This is a genomic window from Sporosarcina beigongshangi (assembly GCF_033485195.1).
Classification (GTDB): Bacteria; Bacillota; Bacilli; order Bacillales_A; family Planococcaceae; genus Sporosarcina; species Sporosarcina beigongshangi.
This window is the reverse complement of sequence record NZ_JAWLIR010000002.1, coordinates 253845-270496: the sequence shown is the minus strand read 5'-3', so window position 1 is coordinate 270496 and position 16652 is coordinate 253845. Positions and strand designations below refer to the sequence as shown.

At 39.9% G+C, this 16652-nt stretch carries 16 protein-coding genes and 1 riboswitch; of the genes, 9 read left to right on the top strand and 7 right to left on the bottom strand.

The genetic code is table 11. The features are described 5' to 3' along the window. Window positions 1-24: 24 nt before the first annotated feature. A complete protein-coding gene (locus R2B77_RS01855) occupies window positions 25-480 on the bottom strand; it encodes a hypothetical protein (RefSeq protein WP_203246706.1) in 456 nt (151 codons plus the stop codon). Then, entirely contained in the window at window positions 477-680 is a 204-nt protein-coding gene (locus R2B77_RS01850) for a helix-turn-helix transcriptional regulator (protein ID WP_203246707.1), read from the bottom strand. Before R2B77_RS01850 ends, R2B77_RS01855 begins: the two co-directional genes overlap by 4 nt. Before the next feature lie 366 nt (window positions 681-1046). Between R2B77_RS01850 and R2B77_RS01845 the strand changes: the two genes are divergently transcribed. From R2B77_RS01845 to R2B77_RS01830, 4 genes are all read left to right on the top strand, one after another. After that, a complete protein-coding gene (locus R2B77_RS01845; protein WP_203246708.1) occupies window positions 1047-1874 on the top strand; it encodes a DUF368 domain-containing protein in 828 nt (275 codons plus the stop codon). A gap of 151 nt (window positions 1875-2025) precedes the next feature. Beyond that, window positions 2026-3921 (top strand): PrkA family serine protein kinase, encoded by a 1896-nt coding sequence (locus R2B77_RS01840; RefSeq protein WP_203246709.1) that lies wholly within the window; start codon window positions 2026-2028, stop codon window positions 3919-3921. Between the two features lie 52 nt (window positions 3922-3973). Continuing rightward, window positions 3974-5134, top strand: coding sequence for a sporulation protein YhbH (gene yhbH, locus R2B77_RS01835; protein WP_203246710.1), 1161 nt, complete (start codon window positions 3974-3976; stop codon window positions 5132-5134). Beyond that, window positions 5131-6528, top strand: coding sequence for a SpoVR family protein (locus R2B77_RS01830; protein WP_203246711.1), 1398 nt, complete (start codon window positions 5131-5133; stop codon window positions 6526-6528). The genes yhbH and R2B77_RS01830 overlap by 4 nt, the downstream gene beginning before the upstream one ends. A gap of 87 nt (window positions 6529-6615) precedes the next feature. On the opposite strand, the gene R2B77_RS01825 is transcribed toward R2B77_RS01830, so the two are convergent. Further along, window positions 6616-8184: a GGDEF domain-containing protein gene (locus tag R2B77_RS01825; RefSeq protein ID WP_203246712.1), complete on the bottom strand. Its 1569-nt coding sequence runs from the start codon at window positions 8182-8184 to the stop codon at window positions 6616-6618. A gap of 351 nt (window positions 8185-8535) precedes the next feature. Here R2B77_RS01825 and R2B77_RS01820 point away from each other — a divergent pair, with 351 nt between their 5' ends. Further along, window positions 8536-8973 (top strand): hypothetical protein, encoded by a 438-nt coding sequence (locus tag R2B77_RS01820; RefSeq protein WP_203246713.1) that lies wholly within the window; start codon window positions 8536-8538, stop codon window positions 8971-8973. Window positions 8974-9039: 66 nt separating this feature from the next. Next, entirely contained in the window at window positions 9040-10797 is a 1758-nt protein-coding gene (gene recQ / locus R2B77_RS01815; protein WP_212391249.1) for a DNA helicase RecQ, read from the top strand. A 57-nt stretch (window positions 10798-10854) separates the two neighbouring features. On the opposite strand, the gene R2B77_RS01810 is transcribed toward recQ, so the two are convergent. The 3 genes from R2B77_RS01810 to R2B77_RS01800 all read right to left on the bottom strand — a co-directional run bounded on the left by R2B77_RS01810 (window position 10855) and on the right by R2B77_RS01800 (window position 13332). Next, a complete protein-coding gene (locus tag R2B77_RS01810; protein ID WP_203246714.1) occupies window positions 10855-11496 on the bottom strand; it encodes a queuosine precursor transporter in 642 nt (213 codons plus the stop codon). A gap of 18 nt (window positions 11497-11514) precedes the next feature. Further along, complete coding sequence (gene queF, locus R2B77_RS01805) at window positions 11515-12012, bottom strand: preQ(1) synthase (protein WP_203246715.1); 498 nt, start codon at window positions 12010-12012, stop codon at window positions 11515-11517. 83 nt (window positions 12013-12095) lie between these two features. Continuing rightward, window positions 12096-12139, bottom strand: a riboswitch (PreQ1 riboswitch). A gap of 26 nt (window positions 12140-12165) precedes the next feature. Continuing rightward, window positions 12166-13332 carry an MFS transporter gene (locus tag R2B77_RS01800; RefSeq protein ID WP_203246716.1) on the bottom strand — a complete coding sequence of 389 codons (1167 nt, stop codon included), beginning with the start codon at window positions 13330-13332 and terminating at the stop codon, window positions 12166-12168. A gap of 174 nt (window positions 13333-13506) precedes the next feature. On the opposite strand from R2B77_RS01800, the gene R2B77_RS01795 reads away from it, so the two are divergent. The 3 genes from R2B77_RS01795 (at window position 13507) to R2B77_RS01785 (ending at window position 15714) form a co-directional block, all read left to right on the top strand. Continuing rightward, on the top strand, window positions 13507-14487 hold the full coding sequence (locus R2B77_RS01795) for a diaminopimelate dehydrogenase (protein WP_203246717.1): 981 nt from the start codon (window positions 13507-13509) through the stop codon (window positions 14485-14487). Window positions 14488-14819: 332 nt separating this feature from the next. Continuing rightward, window positions 14820-15218 carry a nucleoside 2-deoxyribosyltransferase gene (locus tag R2B77_RS01790; RefSeq protein WP_203246718.1) on the top strand — a complete coding sequence of 133 codons (399 nt, stop codon included), beginning with the start codon at window positions 14820-14822 and terminating at the stop codon, window positions 15216-15218. Between the two features lie 22 nt (window positions 15219-15240). Further along, the gene (locus tag R2B77_RS01785) at window positions 15241-15714 is read left to right on the top strand and encodes a GNAT family N-acetyltransferase (protein WP_203246719.1); all 474 of its coding nucleotides are present in this window, start codon (window positions 15241-15243) and stop codon (window positions 15712-15714) included. A gap of 447 nt (window positions 15715-16161) precedes the next feature. Here R2B77_RS01785 and R2B77_RS01780 read toward each other — a convergent pair whose 3' ends face one another. Beyond that, window positions 16162-16629, bottom strand: coding sequence for a DinB family protein (locus tag R2B77_RS01780; RefSeq protein ID WP_203246720.1), 468 nt, complete (start codon window positions 16627-16629; stop codon window positions 16162-16164). Between the last annotated feature and the right edge of the window lie 23 nt (window positions 16630-16652).

Genomic DNA, 16652 nt, shown 5'->3' with positions numbered 1-16652 from the left:
AATTTGCTGGCACTTTTAATTGATTTATCGCAGGTAATGACGGCGGTATGAAAAATAATAGGTAATTAAACCGACAATCGGGATGGTGGCTACAAGTAAAAAGGTTAGTAAAAGTGGTAGTGTACTTTCAGAAAGCATGGTTATACCCAAAAGGACTATGGAAATTGGAGAAAAGACAAGGACTGCTGACAATGCATCTTTTGCAGCCTTCCCAGTCAACTCCATTTCGCGTTCATCCTTGGAGCTTAATTCGGGTAAAATTAGATCCTTCATAATAAATCTACCATCTGTCTGGCTTTTACTATATTTATACTCCCGAATCTGAATAATAAGTACTACAATCCAAAATGGGAGTGCAAGGTAAATGTTTGAATTTCTTAGATAGTCAGATGCACCTGAATGAAGTAAATTAAACGCATACAGGCTAAGCGTGATAAATAATAGAATCCTTAGTATTACTGCAATCGTTAAATTCTTCATATTTCACCCTCCTTGGAAAAAATCTCTTCAATCGGCATGTCAAACACTTCAGCGATATTCATAGCAAGTAGTAGCGAAGGTGTGTAACTACCCTTTTCAAGTGACACAATCGTCTGCCGCGTCACCCCGACCTTGTCCGCCAAATCACCTTGCGTCAAATTAAAACGTGCTCGTAATTCTTTTACACGGTTTTTAAGCAATTGGATTCCACCTTGCTGTTATATGTTGACCCAATGATCACCTCGTAATCTCCAGCGAAAGCGCCTAACAGGGGTAGCCGAAGCGATAAGACAAAGGAGGGATGCAGTTTAATCCCTCCCTGATGGTGGTTTTCCATCCGGCTTATCGCGGGAGGCATCCCCTAGCGCCAAGCGTTATTAGTAGGATTCTCTATTGCAACTTATCCGAATTGTATAACAAACTATTCATTATGTAAAGTCAACTATACATAATGAATAGTCGATTGTACTTCAAGTGTTAACATTTTCGTAACGACTACACTTACTTAAAAAGCATCAAAAGTGGTATACTATGAACATTGATTTAAAATTGGAGGAACTTTTTTTATGCAGTGGAGAAATTTATATCGAGGATTCTTTATGGGGATCAGCGATCTGATTCCTGGAGTGAGCGGGGGAACCATTGCGTTCATTCTCGGGATATATGATGAATTATTAACGTCTATTAGTGGCTTTTTCAGCCGCGATTGGAAAAAATACATCGGTTTCCTATTGCCACTTGGCATCGGAATTGGAGCTACCCTCTTACTATTCAGTAGAGTCATTGAGTTTTTGTTGAAAAACTATCATGCACCTACTCAATTTTTCTTTATAGGGCTTATATTAGGCGTGCTGCCTTTCATTACGAAACAAGCAGGTGTGAAAAGGAATTTCAAATGGACACATTTCCTCTTTATTATCCTTCTTGGGGCCGCGCTTGCTTCAACTGCCTTTATCAAGCCATTGGATACGACCCCGATTACGTCATTGACAGCTACGAACGCGATTGGCTTGTTTTTGGCTGGCTGGGCAGGTAGTATGGCAATGCTTCTTCCAGGGATTAGCGGCTCATTCATCTTGCTATTGCTAGGTGTCTATTCAACGGCAATTGGTGCCTTATCCAATTTGAATCTGCCAATCATCGCTGTTATTGGTGCAGGCGTTATTGTCGGTTTCATCGTGAGCAGTAAAGTCATTAGCTATTTACTAGCCAAATTCACACACATTACCTTTGCGGCCATCATTGGTCTGATCATCGGTTCGGTATTCGTTGTCTATCCAGGTATTCCAGAAAGTGGTACACCATTTGTGATGAGTGTCATAGCTTTCATCACGGGGTTAATTGTTGCGAATATGTTTAGTTCACCGAATAAAGCTTCTGTTTCTCATCACTAATACCTAAAAGCACCTTATTCTAATGTATTTTTAGAATGAGGTGCTTTTTTATTGTCTAGCCCGCGCTCTTCGCTTTTCTTGAATGCCCTGCATCATAACCTTCCGCTACGCATACTATGGATAAAACCATGCCCTGACTGGAGGGAATAGTATGGATATATTAAACCAAGTAAAAAGTTTCCGAGAAGAAGAAAACAAGCTGAAATGGCAAGGCACATTTGCGGAATACTTGGATATTGTGAAGGAACGACAAGAAGTTGCTCAAACGGCACATTCACGTGTATATCATATGATTAAAAGTTCTGGTTTGGCGGAGAAAGACGGACAAAAGCTATACAACTTTTTTGGAGAAGAAATTTTCGGTCTAGAGGAAGCGATTGAACGACTTGTCGAAGAGTACTTTCATCCCGCTGCTAAAAGACTCGATGTACGTAAGCGGATTTTATTGTTAATGGGTCCTGTTAGTGGTGGGAAATCTACCATTGTGACCTTATTGAAAAGAGGCCTTGAAAGCTATTCTAAAACAGACGAAGGCGCGGTTTATGCCATTAAAGGCTGTCCGATGCATGAGGATCCATTGCATTTAATCCCGCATCATTTACGCAAGGATTTTGCTGAGCAATTTGGAATTCGGATTGAAGGCAGCTTATCTCCGCTTAATACAATGCGTTTGGAACAGGAATATGACGGTCAAATTGAAAACGTCCTAGTCGAACGTATTTTTTTCTCAGAAGACAAACGTGTCGGAATTGGTACATTCACGCCTTCTGACCCGAAATCACAAGATATTGCCGACTTAACGGGGAGCATTGATTTTTCAACAATCGCTGAATTTGGCTCCGAGTCAGATCCGCGCGCCTATCGCTTTGATGGTGAATTAAACAAAGCAAATAGAGGCATGATGGAATTTCAAGAAATGTTGAAGCTAGACGAGAAATTTTTATGGCACTTATTGTCCTTGACGCAGGAAGGAAATTTTAAGGCGGGTCGATTTGCCTTGATCAGTGCAGATGAACTCATCGTTGCGCACACAAACGAAACCGAGTATCGTTCCTTTATTGCCAATAAAAAGAATGAGGCATTGCATTCTAGAATTATTGTTATGCCAATTCCGTACAATTTGAAGGTAAGTCAGGAAGAACGAATTTATGAAAAAATGATTAATGAAAGTGATATTGCTGACGTTCATATTGCGCCTCATGCTTTACGAGTGGCAGCGATTTTTTCGATTTTAACTCGATTAGAAATTTCCAAGAAACAAGGTATTGATGTTGTGAAAAAAATGTATTTGTATGATGGGCAAAGTGTAGAAGGCTTTAACCCAATGGATGTTGAGGGTTTGAAGAAAGAGTTCCCGAATGAGGGAATGAATGGCATTGACCCACGGTATGTCATTAACCGGATTTCATCAGCCATTATTCGCAAGGAAATTCCGGCCATCAATGCACTTGATGTACTACGAGCGTTGAAGGATGGACTTGACCAACATGCTTCGATTTCACAAGAGGATCGCGAGAAATACATGAATTATATAGCAGTTGCCCGAAAAGAATATGATGAAATTGCTAAGCAAGAAGTGCAAAAAGCATTTGTCTATTCCTACGAAGAGTCAGCTGTAAATTTAATGGATAATTATTTAGATAATGTTGAAGCGTTTTGCAATAAAAATAAATTGAGAGATCCGTTAACAGATGAAGAGATGAATCCTGACGAGAAGCTTATGCGCTCAATTGAGGAGCAAATTGGGATTTCCGAGAATGCCAAGCGAGCCTTCCGGGAGGAAATTCTCATTCGGATTTCTGCGTACGCACGGAAAGGGAAACGTTTTGAATATAAATCGCATGATCGTTTACGTGAAGCGATCCAAAAAAAGTTATTTGCTGATTTAAAGGATGTCGTGAAGATTACAACGTCCTCCAAAACACCGGATGAATCGCATTTGAAAAAAATCAATGAAGTCGTCGCGAGACTCATTGATGAACATGGCTATAATTCAATCTCCGCCAATGAATTACTACGCTATGTGGGAAGCTTACTGAACCGCTGATCCTAATGCACGGGTGTTTTCAAGTTTGCCAATAGATAGGTGTGAATGAAAAATGAGCGAACGGCAAAATCAGTTTATCGTTTCACAGGAAAATTGGTCTCTCCATCGAAAAGGACATCGTGATCAAGAACGGCATATGGACAAAGTGAAGGAAGCTATTCGCAGCAACCTACCGGATTTAATTAGCGAAGAAAGCATTGTGATGTCTAATGGACGGGATGTTATTAAAATACCTATCCGTTCGTTAGATGAATATAAAATTCGTTATAATCATGAAAAATCAAAACACGTTGGGCAAGGCGATGGCAGTAGCCAAGTCGACGACGTTGTCGCAAGTGATGGGAAGCAGGCACAAAGTGGTCAAGGAAAGCAAGCCGGTGATCAGCCCGGGCAGGATTATTATGAAGCAGAAGTTTCCATGGCTGAAATCGAAGAAATTCTTTTCGATGAACTTGAATTACCGAATTTACAACAAAAAGAGCTGGCCGAAATAGTGGATGAGGAAATTGAATTTAATGATATTCGAAAAAAAGGTTTGATTGGCAATATCGATAAAAAACGAACGATATTAACGGCTATTAAAAGAAATGCGATGAAGGGAAAAGCTGAAATCTCACCGATTCATAATGATGATTTACGCTTTAAAACGTGGAATGATATTGAAAAACCTGAATCTAGAGCAGTTGTACTTATGATGATGGATACGAGCGCCTCTATGGGAAACTTTGAAAAGTATATGGCAAGAAGTTTCTTTTTCTGGATGATGAAGTTTTTACAGACGAAATATGAAACGGTTGAAATTGAATTCATTGCCCATCATACAGAAGCAAAAGTTGTCACGCAAGAAGCCTTTTTTTCAAAGGGAGAGAGTGGGGGAACGATTTGTTCGTCGGCTTATGAGAAGGCACTAGAGCTCATAAAAAAACAATACCATCCCTCGCGCTATAATATTTACCCTTTTCATTTTTCCGATGGTGAAAATATGTCATCGGATAATGAAAAATGTATTGAACTAGTTAATGAGCTAATGGAAGTATCTAGCTTATTTGGTTATGGCGAGGTCAATGCACATAGTCGTTTTTCGACATTAATGGCTACTTACAAAAAAATCGAAAACCCAAAGTTTCGTCATTATATTCTAAAGGAAAATCAAGATGTGTATCATGCATTGAAAAAGTTTTTTTATAATGAAAATCCGGAGGGAGCCGATTGACGGATCGACATGCACTTGAGTATGCTATCGACGAGATTACGGAAATTGCAACTGGATTCGGCTTAGATTTCTATCCAATGCGCTATGAAGTATGTCCCGCTGATATTCTTTATACATTTGGTGCATATGGTATGCCTACGCGATTTACACACTGGAGTTTCGGCAAGCAGTTTCATAAAATGAAGCTACAATATGACCTCGGATTAAGTCAAATCTATGAATTGGTCATTAACTCCAACCCTTGCTATGCGTTCTTATTGGATACGAATAGCCTAATCCAAAACAAGCTGATCATTGCTCATGTCCTTGCTCACTGCGACTTTTTCAAAAATAATGTTCGTTTTTCGAATACGAGGCGGGATATGGTGGAGAGCATGACGGCTACTGCAGAGCGGATTGCGGGCTATGAAATGCTTTACGGGAAAGAGGAGGTAGAACGTTTTTTAGATGCAGTTTTAGGCATTCAAGAGCACATCGACCCCTCTATCCGAAGACATCACCTACCAGAGGATTCCCTAGAAGAGAAAGAAATCATACGAAAAACGGCCTATGATGATTTATGGGATTTAGATAAACGTCAACCAGATAAGAAGAAAACGTCTCCGACTACCTATAAAACACCGCCAAATCCAGAAAAAGATCTCCTATTATTTATTTTAAAATATAGTCGTCATTTGGAAGAGTGGCAGCGTGATATTGTAACGATGATGCGTGAAGAAATGCTCTATTTTTGGCCACAGCTTGAGACGAAAATCATGAATGAAGGCTGGGCATCCTATTGGCATCAACGGATTATTAGAGAGATAGATTTAACGACAGATGAAACAATTGAGTTTGCGACTTTGAATGCTAATGTTGTCCAGCCCTCCAAAACAAGCATCAATCCGTATTATCTTGGTGTGAAAATTTTCGAAGATATTGAACAGCGTTATAACCATCCGACTGAGGACATGAAGAACTTTGGCGTTCAATTAAATTCAGGTAGAGAGAAAATGTTTGAAGTGAGGGAAATAGAATCGGATATTTCCTTCATTCGAAACTATTTAACGAAGGACTTAGTACAGAAGGGAGATCTGTATTTATTTGAAAAGAAGAGGGGAGATTACCGAATTACAACGAAAGATCATGAGGATGTAAGGGATCAGCTTATTGCGATGCGTGTGAATGGTGGTTTTCCTTATATCGTCGTAGAAAATGGCGATTATTTGCGGAATGGGGAACTGTATTTAGTCCATCAGTTTGATGAAAAGGAGCTCGATGTTCGTTACCTAGAACACGTCCTGCCATATATTCATCAATTATGGGGACGTATTGTTCATTTGGAAACGTATGTGGACAATAAGCAAATTGTCTTTTCCTATGATGGAAAAAAAGTGTATCGACGTTATGTTTAGTAAAAATCGATTGTAATTATTGAGTGCCAGATACGTTTCCACATCTATTATTAGAGTGGTTAATGTATCTGGCATTTGATTGATGGTTTAGTGTTCCATATCTTTTTCCTTAGACTTAAGTTTATGCTTATACATATTTGCGTCCGCCAATTGAAACAAGTCCTTAAAATTATTTGCATCCGCTGGGAAGAAGGCAATGCCGATACTTGGCTCAATTTGTAATGTGATGGATTCTGATGTGAATTTGTCTTCAGCAAAGTCCTCTAGCAGTCGCGTGCACCAATCAGTTACAGCTTGTTGTGTAGGGAAATTTTCTAAAAAGATGACAAACTCATCCCCTCCCAATCGCGCAACTAAATCATTTGTCCGAACTGCCTGTTTTAACAGCATCGCTGTATGCTGCAAAACTTCATCCCCAATGGCGTGTCCGTAAGTGTCATTTATACGTTTAAACCGATTTAAATCAATGAGTACAAGCGCCGATTCCTTTGTTGAACTAGCAGCCAATCTTGTCATTCGATCTTTTACTTTGGGAACAAAATAGGCACGGTTATGAAGTGAAGTAAGTACATCATGATAGGCCATATGCTCGATTAAACGGTCGTTTTCAAGTTCTTCTGTGACGTTTCTCCAAATTAAATAAAATATTTTATCTTCTTCTAAAAAAATAGTAGAGGTATCAACGGAATAGTGAACAATCTCTTGTGTATCATTAATGATAAAAGTCAAAGGATAATCACGGAGAACTTCTTTATCATCAAGTAGAGCGATGAACTGATGCAACACTTCTTTATTATTATCAGTTTGAACAAAATGAAGCATATTTAAGTTTTTATGTCCATGTCGGAAAATTTCCTTTCTCGAATAGTCATTCAGCTCTAAAATATCCCAGTCGCTATTGATGACCGTAATGGAAATGGGAATTAAGTTAAACATCGCTTGATACTTTTTAACAGCAGATGGCAATAGATTGAATTTAAAAGCTGAAATTGCAAGTAAAACAGGGAAGATGAACCCGATTAATATGAATGGGTGACGAGGTAAGGCCCAGTTAAATGTAGGATATTCAAATAGGAATCTAATAAGTAGTACGAAAATAGTCCCGAAAATAAATAAACGCAAAATTTTACGACTTGTTATAGATGTTGCATGCTTGATGCCATTCAACAATATTCCTATAAAAATCAACATGACAGTGCTAGCGATAGCAAGCGTCGCATAATAGGGAAGATTGAAAATAGGGGTATCCCAAATACTATTTTGGATAATTTCTATTTTTGCTATAGACTTGAAGTTAAAGAGCAGAACAATGACTAGGATGAAAAAAGGGATATAGCAAATGAACGGATAAAAGGGGATAAGAATGCGTTCAGGTAGCTTGGCTATATGTATAAAGAAATGGAATGTAATTGTAATGATTAGTATACTGATGATTCCGAAAGAAAGATGGAGCATAATGGAGTTGTGGGAATTTGGAAGCAAATATCTAATGAACTCTTCGAAAAAAATGAAGCTATAGAGAAAGATTAATACCGCGATGAGTCGATTGGTCGTATTTCGATAGTTTTGTGTAATAATTACGCTGGCAACACTATATAAAACGACTCCTGGAATTCCGTATATCATCAAATAGAGAACCAATTGTTGTACTGGCATAACACTCACTCCTTTAACGTTCAGTAATGGAAAATAGATACTTACTACTAGATTGGTGGTTGCATCAGTTGATTGTTATTAGTATTGTAGTACTTTTTGACGATTAATAATAGTCTTTTTAAAACTTTCTTTCATTAATGATTGAAAGAAAGTTTTAGTAGTTCAAGTAGTAAAGATATGCAGTCACGATGAAAATGACGTTTATTTGACAAAGTCTTTATTATGGCGAATATTGTCCTTCAATAGGACGAGCCGTCATTCCAAAATGCTGTTGAATCTGGTATGGTTAGTGTATATTTATCTCTAATCCACAGAATTCAAACCTAATTTGATAATGAAAGGATGATTACAATGGCAGAAGCTAATTCAGTACCTAAATCTGGACCTGCTTTGAAACAACTTTCTGCTCATCACGCGATTCATGAGGGCGGCTTGGCTGGGGCAATTGATAAAACGAATGATATGATGGAATACTTAAAAAAAGGCGATTTAGAAACAGCCAATAGAGCGGCAGATGCGCTGATTGATTACTGGGTTACACGCATTATTGCCCATGCAGATTCCGAAGAGGCTGGGTTTTATGAAGAGATAGCGACGAAGAAGTCAGAATTGAAAGAAACGGTCGTTCAATTAACACGGGATCATGATTTACTACGCATAATCGTCAAGGATATCGAAGAGTTGCGTGCGAAAGAAAATCTAAGTCCAGGCGTGCTTCACCGTTTTCATTCATTACTAGTTGTCAATGAAATACATAGCCGTGATGAAGAAAGATTATTGTTTGAATAAAGGCACCTATTCTGGTGCTTTTTTCTTTGACGAAGGAACAAGGAGAGGATTCACATCGAAAAAGCTTTGAACATTTTAACAACGTATTTTGGATATCCTTCTTTTAGAACGGGGCAGGAACAAGTCATTCGTGGGGTCATGCAAGGGCAAGATACACTTTGTGTCATGCCGACAGGAGGCGGAAAATCAGTCTGTTACCAAGTGCCAGCACTTGTAATGGAGGGGACTGTTTTAGTTATTTCACCACTTATTTCACTCATGAAAGACCAAGTCGATGCGCTACACCAAGTTGGCATCCCCGCTGCGTACATTAATAGTTCTCTATCATCGGAAGAATATTTCGGTACGATGGAACTAGCGATGGAGGGCAAGTATCGATTGCTCTATGTGGCACCAGAACGACTTGATTCACTAGCATTCAAAAATCAGTTACGTCAAATGACGATTCCGATGATTGCCATCGATGAAGCACACTGTATTTCACAATGGGGGCATGATTTCCGTCCAAGCTACCGCAATATTAGTAGTATTGTTTCATTATTCGATGAGAAACCGGTCGTGCTCGCACTGACAGCAACTGCAACACCCGATGTGCGGGAAGATATTTGTCGCCAGCTTGGGATTAGCGAAGCCAACACAGTGATGACAGGCTTCGAACGAGCAAATCTCACTTTTTCCGTTGTTAAGGGACAAGGACGTGAGAAATTCGTCAAGGATTATGTGAAGAAAAACGATGGAGAAGCGGGTATCATTTACGCGGCAACGCGCAAGGCGGTCGATTCTGTATATGAAACCTTGCGGAAAAGTGGGGTAGCCGTCGCGAAATACCATGCAGGCTTAGGCGACGTCGAACGACAATCAGAGCAGGACAGATTTTTGATGGATGAAGCAACGGTGATGGTCGCGACGAATGCCTTTGGGATGGGGATTGACAAATCCAATATTCGTTACGTCATTCATTATCAAATGCCGAAAAATATGGAGAGTTATTACCAAGAAGCAGGTCGTGCAGGGCGTGATGGACTCGATAGTGCCTGTACAATCTTATTTTCATCACAAGATGTGCAAACGCAACGATTCCTTATCGATCAGTCGCAGGATGAAAGTCGTATCCCTGCGGAATTGGAAAAATTGCAGTCGATGATTGACTTTTGCCATACAGAAGCCTGTCTGCAGAAATTCATCATTACCTATTTCGGGGAAACAGATGTTGTTAATTGTGGTCGCTGCGCGAATTGTACGGATACACGGGAAAGCTCAGATGTTACAGTGGATGTCCAAAAGGTATTATCTTGTGTCATTCGCATGAAGCAACGCTTTGGCAAGACGATGATTGCACAAGTATTGACGGGATCCCGCAATAAGAAAGTGCTCGAATTTGGCTTTGACAAACTACCTACCTATGGTTTAATGAAAGATCGGAGTGCAAAAGATATTTCCGATTTCATCGAATTTATTATTTCGGAAAACTATCTAGGTGTTGAAAATGGCCAATTCCCAATTATTTATGTTAGTGAGCAAGGAAAAGAAGTCTTAACAGGTGGCATAAAAGTGCATCGTAAAGTGTCCGTCATTACGAAACAAATTACTGCCGACAATCCGTTGTTTGAGCAACTTCGTGTACTTCGTCGCCAATTAGCACAGGATGCAGGTGTACCGCCATTCGTTGTCTTTTCGGATAAATCCTTACAAGACATGGCAGCGAGAATGCCTATCACCGAAGAAGACTTCCTCGCAGTGAATGGTGTCGGTCAGGCTAAGCTTGAGCGTTATGGTGAAGCGTTTATGAATGAAATTAAATTGTATACAATGCAAAATGTATAAAAAACGTCCGAGGCGCAACAGTAATGACTGGCGCTTCGGACGTTTTTCACTTTAAAATTACTCATTTAATGGAACAGGTTCGTTCCCAGCGCTACTATTATTTTTCCGACAGAGCGCGACGAGTGCATAGACAAGTGGTGTTTCCAAAATTGTTACAATGAATTTAAAGACATATTGCGATGCAATTAGCGCAAGAAGCGCGCTGAATGGCATTGTGCCTATAAATGCAATGGTGAGAAAAATGGATGTATCAATCAACTGGCTTACCATAGTCGATGAATTATTTCGTAGCCATAATTTCTTTTCGCCATGACGCCTTTTTAATTTATCAAAAATGAGTACATCGATATTTTGGCTAACTAGATAGGCGATAAGGCTAGCAGTGGTCACACGGAAACCTGCTGTAAAAATAGTTTCGAATGATTGCTGGTGCTCGTAAAAAGAAGCAGCGGGCAATTGAATTGCAATCCAAATGAAAATAATCGCAAATAGCTGTGTTAAGAAGCCGGTTAGTACTGTTCGATGTGCGGCTTTTTTTCCATACACTTCTGTAATGACATCGAGAATAGGATAGGTAAACACATAGACAATAACCGCTGCAGGTAAGACAATCCAGCTACCAATGCTAAATAATTTCACTGCTAATATATTGGATAAAATCAATAATCCGACGAAAAGTCCATTTAAATAATAGAGCATATAGAGTCGTCCTTTCAATTAACGGTTATCGATCTTTTCCGGATACATGTCATGATTCATCATCCGGTGATCGGCCATTTTCTCATATTTTGTGCCAGGTATTCCATAGTTACAATAAGGATCGATAGACAAACCGCCACGTGGCGTGAATTTACCCCATACTTCTATATAACGCGGTTCAATCAGTTTGATTAAATCATTCATAATAATATTGATGCAGTCCTCATGGAAATCTCCGTGGTTTCGGAAGCTAAACAGATATAGCTTGAGCGATTTACTTTCTACAAGCTTTTTATCTGGAATAAAACTAATATAGATTGTCGCAAAATCAGGTTGTCCTGTCATCGGGCAAAGTGATGTAAACTCCGGGCAGTTGAATTTTACAAAGTAGTCGCGATCGACGTGCATGCTATCAACCGATTCTAAAATGCTAGGATTGTACTCATACATGTATTTCGTGTTCTGATTACCGAGTAATGTTAAATCGGTCAATGTTGCTTCATCTCTTCCAGCCAATAAAAAAACCTCCTAAAAATTTGTCAGGGAGGGTCATAAACGCCGAAAAAAAAGCCATGTCGAATGGACATGGCGAAGTATCGTCATCCATAGTTTTTTTAAGAGGGTCGCTATGAACCTCTCCCAGACGGGGTATTCGTTTCGTCTTTGACATTAACCGACTAATGATGATTTGTCAATAGCCCTATTTTTTTTCATACCCATGAGTGCATACAAAGCAACGGCTAGTAAAATAACGCCTGTCAGCATGAAGCCACCTTTGTAGGTGAGGTCTAGGAATCCGATGACACTAGATCCTGCAACGACACCGATAGAGAAGAAAGCATAGAAATAACCGTACGCTTTTCCACGAAATTCTGCCGAGGACGAGTCAATAAGCAATGAATTGATGGAGGGAAACAAGAATGCAAATCCAGCTCCGTAAATAGTCATTGCCATGTACAAGTAATTCAATTGTTCAAGTTGACTAAGCAACAGCATAGCTACTCCCATCAAGGAAATTCCGAAAGCCAACGTGACCATTGGACGTACGCGGTCAAAAATCCGGTTGATGGGCAATAAAAAGATAAGGATAGCTACAACACCAAATGTACTAAGTAATAGACCACTCGTTTTCGTATCAAAGCCAAGCGCATCCACTTTTAGAGGTAAAACAAGTGCCAATACACCTTGTGAAAACATTAAAAAGAATGCCCCGGCAAATGCGCGTACCATACCTGGATGGTGGAACAAATACTTAACTTTAAAATGTGTAGCTTGTTCAGTTGAATGTTTGCGGACATATGTAAATGTGCGTAGAACAAAGAAAGCAGCTATGGCTAATAGAAGCATAATACCGCCGTTGACGGCCATTATGAACGGTGTGCTTGTCTTAGCGGCAACAATGCCTCCGTAGGCTGGACCAACAATGGCAGCCATTCCGACAAACGCACCTGAAATAGCAACACTTTTTCCACGTTTCGATTCTTCGGCACGGTTTGCCAGGAAAGTGAAAGCTGCTGGGACAATTAGTCCTTCCATGAATCCGTGAACAAAACGGACACCGAGCAGTGAAAGTGGTCCGGTTGCAAATGAATAAAGGAAAAGTGATAATGCAGCTGTAAAAAGCCCAATGAGCAGAATAATAAATGGACCTTTTTTATCTGTCATGAAGCCAGAAATAATGTTTCCAATCGTGTTTGAAAATGAATACATTCCAACTACCAAACCTATTAAAAATGGCGAAGCACCAAGAGATAAAGCGAAGGGGCTCATGATAGGTAATTGTGAAAATAAATCAAAAAACGAGAAAAATACAATAAGATAAACAAAACCACGCATAATAAATAAAGCCTCTTTTCGTTTGAAGATACCATCTTCTACCTTAACATTTTTCTCGCCTGATTGGAAAAGGATAGATTGTGAACATTGAAAAACGGATTATTAGAGGTGGCTTTTCTTACGTTAGAACGCTAAAATCATAAGATAGTTGAATTACGAAAGGGGAAATGAACAATGACGATTAGAGTTGGGATTGCAGGGTACGGAAATTTAGGCCGGGGTGTGGAATATGCCATCGGTCAAAACAAAGATATGGAGTTAGTTGGAGTATTCTCAAGAAGGAATCCATCCGATGTGCAATTGCTGAATAACAATGTACCCGTGCATAAAATGGATGATATTCAAAATTTCACGGACTCAATCGATGTCCTTATCCTTTGTGGTGGATCGAAAAACGATTTACCTGAACAGGGACCGGCATTAGCTGCATTGTTTAACACAGTGGATAGCTTCGACACGCATGCAAAAATTCCGGATTATTTTGAAGCCGTTGATGCTACAGCGAAACCGAACGGCAAGACGGCAATTATTTCTGTCGGCTGGGATCCAGGTTTATTCTCCATCAATCGTTTGTATGGCGAAGCTGTGTTGTCAGAAGGGGCGACATATACATTTTGGGGCAAAGGATTGAGTCAGGGGCATTCCGACGCGGTTAGAAGGATTCCAGGTGTGAAGGGAGCCGTCCAATATACAATCCCTGTTCCGGAAGCAGTTGACCGTGTCCGAAGTGGATTATTACCTGAACTATCAACACGCGAAAAGCACACGCGAGACTGCTATGTAGTGTTGAGTGAAGGTGCGGAGGCGGAAGAAGTGAAACAAGCGATTGTTACGATGCCTGATTACTTCACAGATTACGACACAACAGTCACATTCATTTCGGAAGAAGAATTGGCGCGTGATCATTCTGCAATGCCACACGGTGGGTTCGTCATTCGTAGTGGAAAAACGGGAGACGGCAATGCACAAGTGATGGAGTACTCGTTGAAACTCGACAGCAACCCAGAGTTCACATCAAGCGTCCTTGTTGCTTATGCACGTGCAGCCTATCGGTTGAATCAAAACGGTGAAGCAGGTGCGAAAACAGTATTTGACATCGCGCCTGGTCTGTTGTCGCCGAAGAGTGCGGCTGAATTGCGTAAGGAATTGCTGTAATAGATAGCTATTAATTCTGTTAGCGAATGTGAAAGTAGTTTGGTGCTGCTCATATCTTGTTATGCTCGCCATGGATGCGTTTATGACCGGCATGGGTCGCGTTATGCTCGCCATGGACACGGTTATGACCGGCATGAGTTGTGTTATGCTCGTCATGGATGCAATTATGACCGTCACACAATTAATTAGCACAAAACCTTCTTCAGGCATATCGAGTTGGAAGTCTTTCATTTAACCTATATAGTATTGGTGTACTTAATGATGGTGTTACCTTGATATATTGGGGTAACACCCATTTTTGGTAGGGAAGAATAATGGAAGGGGCGGAGCGAATGAAGTTTTATCTGGCATCGAGTTTACTGAACAAACAGGTTGTCAACTATGTCAGTGAAAAGTTGGTTGAAGCAGGCTATATACATACATATGACTGGACGAAAAATGACAGGCCCTCGACACTGGAAGAGTTAAAGGCAATTGGTGAAGCGGAGAAAAATGCAATATTGGCATCTGATGTCGTTGTTATTTTATTGCCCGGAGGAAAAGGAAGTCATATTGAATTAGGCATTGCACTCGGTCGAGTAAAGAAAATATTTTTGTATTCAGCTGATGGAACAATGAATGATTTTGACACAACGAGCACCTTTTATCATTTGTCGGAGGTTGAACAAGTCATTGGTACATTGGATGAGTTAGTGGAAAGAGTTTGTAATTTTCGGGGGAGTTATCGTTGATTAATCAATAGGAGTGAAAAATATGGATTATCAATTTAAAACAATGACACAGGAGCAGGCGGAAGATATCGCTTATAACTGGCATTATGATGGTGATTATTCCTTTTATGATATGGAAGCGGATCAAGAGGATCTAGTTGAGTTTTTAGACCCTGAAAAACGTGGTAACGCTACGTTTATTGTTATGAAAGAGCATACGATGATTGGCTTTTTTAGTTTTAATCAAGTCGAAGACAATCGTATTGATATGGGGTTAGGAATGAGACCGGATTTAACGGGGGGCGGAGAAGGACTGGCATTTGTAAAAGCAGGTTTAGTATTTGCAGAATCGACATTTGCACCAGATAAAATAACGCTATCAGTAGCGACATTTAATAAAAGAGCAATAAAAGTATATGAAAAGGCTGGATTTGAAGTGGGGACTACCTTTATGCAAGAGACGAATGGTAGTAGATATGAATTTCTTGAAATGAGCTTTGTTGTCGAATGTCATTGATACCACCATGAGGTGATTGTCAAAGTTTAAAAGGATAGAAGAATAGATTCAAGAGTGGTCAGTATCCTGTTTCTTGTTCCTGTCACGGTATATTCCAATACGGGGCAGTCTAAGTTTGCCGCGTCCTGCAGACCGGTTTCTTCTATAATCTCTACGTTCAAAACGCTTATAATTGCAATCAGTTTCTCAACATTAGAAGTTGCGATACTAGCACTGGCGTTTTCGATGTCAAAAAAGAAATAATCCACCCTTGAGTTTAGCGCCTCAGATGGATTATTTCTACTTGGGAAGCTGACCCCCGAATGGGAACCTGCCTATTATAAGTGCCGCATCGATGCTCTAACATCGGTGTGGTCTTTTTAATATATCCTGCTGTTACAGCAATTATAACAAACCCTAAATTTTCTGTCTAGCAATCGGAGAAGTAGAGTGTGCAGTTGAAATCGTTTAGTATTCCCTAAACAGTAAATCCGAAGAAACAGGTTTTATAGCAAGCTCCCTAGACCAGACGGACAATTGTCCAACATGATGAATTTCGTGTGAAATGATATGCCGCATTATTTTCCCGTAAGTAAAGCTGGAAGTAGTGCCATTTCTCCTCTGCATTTCAAAGACTTTATCCTCTGAATCAGGCGTCCATGATTGCATAAAACCTTGGGTTATCAATTTTGTACTGTTAGAGGACTCTATCACCTCTTGTAGAGTGAAAATGCCATTTATGTCCTTCATGATAACCGGTGTCCCATTCATTTGATTAATCCATATTTGTTCACAATCAATGACGTGAAATAAATTTTGCAATATACTCCCCATACCACCGGTCCGTTTTTGTGTAAGTTCTTCAATCGAAATCTGTTGACTCCATTCAAACCAGTCATCTCTTACTTGCCAATTATATTGAAACATATTAAGCATTTACGATTCCACCTAATAAAGTA

Excerpts from the sequence above, each read along its gene's own strand:
- R2B77_RS01855 (WP_203246706.1), bottom strand. The coding sequence starts at position 480 with ATGAAGAATTTAACGATTGCAGTAATACTAAGGATTCTATTATTTATC.
- R2B77_RS01845 (WP_203246708.1), top strand. The coding sequence starts at position 1,047 with ATGCAGTGGAGAAATTTATATCGAGGATTCTTTATGGGGATCAGCGAT.
- R2B77_RS01840 (WP_203246709.1), top strand. The coding sequence starts at position 2,026 with ATGGATATATTAAACCAAGTAAAAAGTTTCCGAGAAGAAGAAAACAAG.
- yhbH (WP_203246710.1), top strand. The coding sequence starts at position 3,974 with ATGAGCGAACGGCAAAATCAGTTTATCGTTTCACAGGAAAATTGGTCT.
- R2B77_RS01825 (WP_203246712.1), bottom strand. The coding sequence starts at position 8,184 with ATGCCAGTACAACAATTGGTTCTCTATTTGATGATATACGGAATTCCA.
- R2B77_RS01820 (WP_203246713.1), top strand. The coding sequence starts at position 8,536 with ATGGCAGAAGCTAATTCAGTACCTAAATCTGGACCTGCTTTGAAACAA.
- R2B77_RS01810 (WP_203246714.1), bottom strand. The coding sequence starts at position 11,496 with ATGCTCTATTATTTAAATGGACTTTTCGTCGGATTATTGATTTTATCC.
- R2B77_RS01800 (WP_203246716.1), bottom strand. The coding sequence starts at position 13,332 with ATGCGTGGTTTTGTTTATCTTATTGTATTTTTCTCGTTTTTTGATTTA.
- R2B77_RS01795 (WP_203246717.1), top strand. The coding sequence starts at position 13,507 with ATGACGATTAGAGTTGGGATTGCAGGGTACGGAAATTTAGGCCGGGGT.
- R2B77_RS01790 (WP_203246718.1), top strand. The coding sequence starts at position 14,820 with ATGAAGTTTTATCTGGCATCGAGTTTACTGAACAAACAGGTTGTCAAC.
- R2B77_RS01785 (WP_203246719.1), top strand. The coding sequence starts at position 15,241 with ATGGATTATCAATTTAAAACAATGACACAGGAGCAGGCGGAAGATATC.
- R2B77_RS01780 (WP_203246720.1), bottom strand. The coding sequence starts at position 16,629 with ATGCTTAATATGTTTCAATATAATTGGCAAGTAAGAGATGACTGGTTT.